This is a genomic window from Pseudomonas brassicae, from assembly GCF_010671725.1.
GTDB lineage: Bacteria > Pseudomonadota > Gammaproteobacteria > Pseudomonadales > Pseudomonadaceae > Aquipseudomonas > Aquipseudomonas brassicae.
The window spans coordinates 1-3,311 of record NZ_JAAHBU010000485.1; the positions used below are offsets into that span (position 1 = coordinate 1).

General features: G+C 65.7%; 3 protein-coding genes and 1 pseudogene. 1 reads left to right on the plus strand and 3 read right to left on the minus strand.

The genetic code is table 11. The features are described 5' to 3' along the window. From ubiB to ubiE, 3 genes and pseudogenes are all read right to left on the minus strand, one after another. Positions 1-1,491, minus strand: a pseudogene (ubiB, locus tag G3436_RS24955) (ubiquinone biosynthesis regulatory protein kinase UbiB); the annotation flags it as partial. After that, positions 1,488-2,111, minus strand: a complete 624-nt coding sequence (locus G3436_RS24960; protein WP_163950733.1) for a ubiquinone biosynthesis accessory factor UbiJ — start codon at positions 2,109-2,111, stop codon at positions 1,488-1,490. The pseudogene ubiB and the gene G3436_RS24960, both read right to left, overlap by 4 nt. Beyond that, positions 2,111-2,881: a bifunctional demethylmenaquinone methyltransferase/2-methoxy-6-polyprenyl-1,4-benzoquinol methylase UbiE gene (ubiE, locus tag G3436_RS24965; protein ID WP_163950736.1), complete on the minus strand. Its 771-nt coding sequence runs from the start codon at positions 2,879-2,881 to the stop codon at positions 2,111-2,113. Before ubiE ends, G3436_RS24960 begins: the two co-directional genes overlap by 1 nt. A gap of 125 nt (positions 2,882-3,006) precedes the next feature. Here ubiE and G3436_RS24970 point away from each other — a divergent pair, with 125 nt between their 5' ends. Next, on the plus strand, positions 3,007-3,282 hold the full coding sequence (locus tag G3436_RS24970; RefSeq protein ID WP_163950739.1) for a polyhydroxyalkanoic acid system family protein: 276 nt from the start codon (positions 3,007-3,009) through the stop codon (positions 3,280-3,282). The last annotated feature ends 29 nt before the right edge of the window (positions 3,283-3,311 follow it).

Consider the following 3,311-nt stretch of genomic DNA (forward strand, 5'->3'; position numbering starts at 1 on the left):
AGGCCGGCGCCGAGCAGGCGCAGGGCCCAGCCGTCGCGTTGCTGCCAGGGCGGCGGCGGGTCGTTCAGGTGCGGTTGCGACAGGCGTTCGAGCAGGTCGCGGGTCATGCCGCCAGGTGTGGCAGTTGCTCGACCTGGCTGTGCAGGTTCTGCAATACATTCCTGGGGCTCACGCGCTCGCGCATCCAGCGTTCGAGGAACGGCTGGGCGGTGCTCCACAGGTCCAGGTCGGGGTACAGCTGGCGCCCCAGGCCCTCGATGTTGAGCAGGGTCTTCTGCAGCAGCACCAGCTGCGGCTGCACTTCCATGTTGAAGCGTCGCGCGGTCTGGAACAGGCGCATCAGCACCTGGCCGAAGGAAATATCCTTTAACGGTTTTTCGAAGATCGGCTCGCACACGGTGCGGATCGCCGCTTCGAACTCGTTGAGCTTGGTCTGTGCCGGCACCCAGCCCGAATCGATGTGCAACTGCGCCACGCGGCGGTAGTCACGCTTGAAGAAGGCAAACAGGTTGCGCGCCAGGTAGTCCTGGTCTTCGGGGGTGAGGCTGCGACGATGCCGCAGTCGATCGCGATGTATTGCGGGCTCCACGGCTTGACCGTGCTGACGAAGATGTTGCCCGGGTGCATGTCGGCGTGGAAGAAGCTGTCGCGAAACACTTGGGTGAAGAAGATCTCGACGCCGCGTTCGGCCAGCAGCTTCATGTCGGTACGCTGGTCGGCCAGGGTGACGAGGTCGGTGACCTGGATGCCGTAGATTCGCTCCATCACCAGCACCTTGGGCCGGCACAGGTCCCAGTACACCTGGGGCACGTACATCATCTCGGAGCCTTCGAAGTTGCGTCGCAGCTGGCTGGCGTTGGCCGCCTCGCGCAGCAGGTCGAGCTCGTCGTAGATGGTCTTTTCGTAGTCGCTGACCACCTCCACCGGGTGCAGCAGGCGCGCGTCGGCCGACACCCGCTCGGCGCCGCGGGCGATCAGGAACAGCCAGGCCAGGTCTTGCGCGATGATCGGCTTGAGGCCGGGGCGCACCACCTTGACCACCACCTCTTCACCGCTCTTGAGCTGCGCGGCGTGCACCTGGGCCACCGAGGCCGAGGCCAGCGGCTCGACGTCGAAGCGGCTGAACAGTTCGCCGACCTTGGCGCCCAGTTGCGACTCGATCAGCGCCACGGCCTGTTGCGGGTCGAACGGCGGTACGCGGTCCTGCAGCAGCATCAGCTCGTCGGCGATGTCGGCGGGCAGCAGGTCGCGGCGGGTCGAGAGCAACTGGCCGAACTTGATGAAGATCGGCCCCAGGTCCTGCAGGGCCAGGCGCAGGCGCGCGCCGCGGCTGAGCGCCGACGGCTTGCGCGGCAGCCAGCGCCAGGGCATGGCAAAGCGCAGGGTCATCAGCCACCAGGGCAGGGGCAGTTCGAACAGCAGGTCATCGAGACGGTAGCGGATCACGACGCGCTGGATGCGCAACAGACGGCGGACGGCAAGCAGCTTCATGCGTTATCGCTGGATTCAAGGGATCGGGCAAGGCGCGCGACGCGCGCCTCAAGGCGTTCTAGGTCGACTTTCAGTGCATCGAGTTCGGCGAAGCGCGCTTCGGCTTCGCGTTTGCCGACCAGGGTGCGGGCCTCTTCGGCCAGGTACTCGCCGAGGTTCTGGTTGAGGCTGGCCAGGCCCTGGCGGGTCCAGCGTGCGCGGCTGCGCACATGGCCGGCGAACAGTTGCGTGGCCACCGGGCCGAGCCAGCGCGAGAGTTCGTACTCCCAGTCCAGCGCCAGGTCCTGCAGCACGCCGACCAGGTCCAGCAGCACCGCGCTGTCGCCTTCAAGCTCCACCTGCGGGCTGTGCAGCACGGTCGTCTTGTCCTGGCGCAGGGCCAGTTGCAGCAGGCTGCTGGCCGGCGCACGCAGGGTGCAGTCGGCCTCGGCCTCCCAGTGCGTGGCCAGCAGCAGGCCTTCTTCACTGGGCAGGATGAACAGCTGCAATGCCGGCTGGCGACAGTCGATGGCGATGATCTTGCCATCCAGTGGCGCCAGGCGCGGCAGCGCGGTGCTGTCCATGCGCAGCACACGGTTGAGGCCGTGTTCGACGCTGGCGAGCAGCCCGGCCAGCAGCATCAGGGCTTGATACCGCGGTGCAGGGCGACGATGCCGCTGGTCATGTTGTGGTAGGTGACGCGGTCGAAGCCGGCGTCGACCATCATGGCCTTGAGGGTTTCCTGGTCGGGGTGCATGCGGATCGATTCGGCGAGGTAACGGTAGCTTTCCGAGTCGTTGGTGATCAGCTTGCCGGCCAGCGGCATGAAGGCGAACGAGTAGGCGTCGTAGACCTTGGACATCAGCGTGTTGGTCGGCTTGGAGAACTCCAGCACCAGCAGGCGGCCACCGGGCTTGAGCACGCGCAGCATCGAGCGGATGGCGTCGTCCTTGTGGGTCACGTTGCGCAGGCCGAAGGCGATGGTCACGCAGTCGAAATGGTTGTCCGGGAACGGCAGCTTCTCGGCGTCGGCCTGCACGAACTCGATGTTGCCGGCCACGCCCTTGTCGAGCAGGCGGTCACGCCCGACCTTGAGCATCGAGGCGTTGATGTCGGCCAGTACCACCTGGCCGGTGGGGCCGACCAGGTGCGAGAACTTGCGTGCCAGGTCGCCCGTGCCGCCGGCGATGTCGAGGACGCGGTTGCCGGGGCGCACGCCGGACAGTTCGATGGTGAAGCGCTTCCACAGGCGGTGCATGCCGCCGGAGAGCACATCGTTCATCAGGTCGTACTTGGCGGCCACCGAGTGAAAGACTTCGGCGACTTTCTCGGCCTTCTGGCTCTCGGGAACGTCCTTGAAGCCGAAGTGGGTGGTGGGTTCGGCGTGTTCGCCTTTGCGCTGGTCGTTCATATCGCTTCACCGGAAAAAATTACTGGCCATTCTAGGGCGTGCGGCTGCATTTGTCTTGGCGGGGTGTGTCGCAGGTGAGGGCAGGGGCATAATAGGAGTATGCCCTTTAAGCCAGGATTGATTGAATGACCCAGATCAGCGTCGAACGCAAACACAGCCTGGGGCGCGAAGCGGCCCGGGAAAAGGCCGCAGCCCTGGTCGACAAGCTGGCCCGCGAGTACGACCTCAAGGCGCAGTGGAACGGCGACCGGGTGGAGGTCAAGCGCAGTGGCGCCAATGGCAGCATCCAGATCGGTGACGACAGCATTCGTGTCGAGCTCAAGCTGGGCATGATGCTGTCGATGATGGGCGCCACGATCAAGGCCGAGATCGAGCGGGCGCTGGACAAGGCGCTGGCCTGAGACCGCGTCGCGCCTTTCGCTGGCAAGCC

Bases quoted from the DNA above. Each gene is read 5' to 3' on its own strand.
- G3436_RS24960 (WP_163950733.1), bottom strand. From the start codon at position 2,111: ATGCTGCTGGCCGGGCTGCTCGCCAGCGTCGAACACGGCCTCAACCGT.
- ubiE (WP_163950736.1), bottom strand. From the start codon at position 2,881: ATGAACGACCAGCGCAAAGGCGAACACGCCGAACCCACCACCCACTTC.
- G3436_RS24970 (WP_163950739.1), top strand. From the start codon at position 3,007: ATGACCCAGATCAGCGTCGAACGCAAACACAGCCTGGGGCGCGAAGCG.